The 2,055-nt window shown below is 38.8% G+C and carries 2 protein-coding genes; one reads left to right on the top strand and one right to left on the bottom strand.

Annotation, left to right across the window (positions count from 1 at the left end; all coding sequences use genetic code 11):
- Positions 1-192: 192 nt before the first annotated feature.
- The gene (gene thiD / locus BN338_RS04785; protein ID WP_039759531.1) at positions 193-1,047 is read right to left on the bottom strand and encodes a bifunctional hydroxymethylpyrimidine kinase/phosphomethylpyrimidine kinase; all 855 of its coding nucleotides are present in this window, start codon (positions 1,045-1,047) and stop codon (positions 193-195) included.
- A 133-nt stretch (positions 1,048-1,180) separates the two neighbouring features.
- On the opposite strand from thiD, the gene BN338_RS04780 reads away from it, so the two are divergent.
- A complete protein-coding gene (locus BN338_RS04780; protein WP_051018495.1) occupies positions 1,181-1,987 on the top strand; it encodes a lysophospholipid acyltransferase family protein in 807 nt (268 codons plus the stop codon).
- The last annotated feature ends 68 nt before the right edge of the window (positions 1,988-2,055 follow it).

Here is a 2,055-nt window from a genome sequence, read left to right as displayed (position 1 = left end):
TGATCACAGCCACAGCAGCAGCAATGATGCCTCCTATCGGGGTAAAAAACAGCCCCCACAACAGACGCAATACTCACCCCAACCACTTCTTAAGCTACAAGGCGCTAACATTTATCAGTCATAAGTCCAAAATAGCAATATAATGACGAAACAAATTCATAGAATGAAGATTTTTATAATCAATTTTTTGTATCAATCTTTCCACAACGCATAAAAATGGTGAAGCGGTCCTCGCCCTTTCCCTACTTTTAAATCATTTGAGGCAGTTAAAGCGCCATGTAAATAATCTTTTGCTTGCTTAACGGCACGGTCCAAAGATTGTGTAGGTAACAGAGCTGCGATGGCAGCAGAAATGGTACACCCTGTCCCGTGATCATGAGTGGTTGGAAGACGAGAAGCTTCAAGCATAACAAGATTTTCACAATCACAATAAAGATCTGGACTAGAACAATCGTAATTTTCTGTACTATTTCTGGTAAGCGAATTCAAATGCCCCCCTTTTAACAAAACTGCATGGCACCCTAACGCCAAAAGTCGTGGAGCATATTGATACATAGTTTCTAAAGACCATTGCACTTCACATCCCAATAACAGTGCAGCTTCAGGCAAATTTGGCGTGATCAAAGTTGACATCGGCACAAGAACATCACGCATAATTTCAATGGTATCAGGCTTTAAAAGAACATCACCACTTTTTGCAACCATAACCGGATCAAAAACAATGAAACGCGCTTTATGATAAGCAAGACGTTCTGCAATAGCCTGTGCAATCTGAGCATTTGCAACCATACCAATTTTAACGGCATCAACATGGATGTCCTCAAAAACAGAATCAATTTGATCTGCCACGAAAGAAGCATCTAATGCCTGAAAAGAACGTACACCCTGAGTATTTTGTGCAACAACAGCTGTAACCACACTCATGCCATAAGTTTTCATAGCTGAAAAAACCTTCAAATCCGCTTGCATTCCAGCGCCACCAGAAGGATCTGTTCCCGCAATAGATAAAATCCGTGGAATAAAAAGTTTATCTTTTTGTAATTCCATTAACCTCTTTCCTTCTTTATTTTAAATACCGGAAACTGAGTCACCGAAAAAATAGATACCTGAAAAAACATAAAGAAGATGTTTTCTCATATGAATTATATTATATACAAAATCTTCTTATTATAGATATAAAATGGAAAATATAGTGCTTATCCTTCGTTCTATTCTTTTTACGTTCGCTTTTTATACAACAACTTTCATACAGATGATTCTTTACGCTCCCGTTTATTTTTTAATGCCCCGCAAAAAGGCATGGATTGTCCCTAAAACATGGGCGCGCGTTACACTCTTTTTGCAAAAATACATCGCGGGCACACGTTATGAAATTGAAGGATTAGAAAATCTCCCCAAAGGGGCCTATATTATTGCTCCAAAGCATCAGTCTGCATGGGAAACCTTCAGTCTTGTTCCCTATTTTGATGACCCCACCCTCATTTTAAAACGTGAATTGATGTGGATTCCATTGTTTGGCTGGTATATGGCAAAAACACAAATTATCCCCATTAACCGCACAACGCCCATAAAAGCCTTAAAAATGATTATAGAAAAAGCAAAAGAGAAAGTAAAACAAGGGCGCCAAATCTTAATTTTTCCCGAAGGAACACGCCGACAACCCGGTCAAGAACCAGATTATAAATCAGGAATTGTCGCGCTCTATAATGAATTAGGACTTCAAGTTGTCCCTATTGCACACAATGCAGGTTTATATTGGCCACGCAATAATTTCCGCCGCTATCCCGGAACAATTCGTGTTCGTATTCTTCCTCCAATAGAAGCAGGTTTAAGCAAACGTGATTTTCTGAATCAACTTGTCCAAAAAACGGAAGAAGCGTGTGATGAACTGCTTCTCTTAGCAGCTCAAGATCCGACCCCTCCTCCTATGCCACCACAAGCTGCTCAGAAGCTTCAAAAACTAAAATATCATGAAGCGCAATCTTGATTGATAAAAAATCACTTTGTATATTTTATGAAGTATATGAAACAGAAATATAAGGGAAATATTTCAAA

The sequence above is a fragment of the Bartonella queenslandensis AUST/NH15 genome, assembly GCF_000312585.1.
Taxonomy (GTDB): domain Bacteria; phylum Pseudomonadota; class Alphaproteobacteria; order Rhizobiales; family Rhizobiaceae; genus Bartonella; species Bartonella queenslandensis_A.
The sequence above is the reverse complement of the archived record's forward strand: the minus strand, read 5'-3'. Positions and strand labels throughout refer to the sequence as shown.